Source organism: Bradyrhizobium sp. KZN70725 (assembly GCF_055264925.1).
In genome coordinates this window covers 1-222 of the sequence record NZ_JBUYWT010000237.1, presented here as the reverse complement: position 1 = coordinate 222, position 222 = coordinate 1, and the positions used below count along the sequence as shown (strand labels likewise).

Genomic DNA, 222 nt, shown 5'->3' with positions numbered 1-222 from the left:
CAGTGTTCGGACGTTTCAACGCTGGGCGGAGCGCTATGAGGCGGAGGGCGACGACGGGCTTGTCGACCGCCGGCTGGGGCGTCGTTCGCCACGGCGGGCGCCGGAGGAGGAGCTGGAACGGATGCTTGCGCTGTACCGGGACAAGTACGCGGACTTCACGGTGAAGCACTTCCACGAGCAGATGCAAAAGCGGCACGACTATGTGCTGGGCTATACGGTGAC

1 protein-coding gene is annotated in these 222 nt (G+C 64.9%); it reads left to right on the top strand.

Annotated elements, in window-relative coordinates:
* Window positions 1–222, top strand: a 222-nt coding sequence (locus ACZBJS_RS42885) for a helix-turn-helix domain-containing protein (RefSeq protein WP_463440379.1), incomplete at both ends; no start/stop codon positions are given.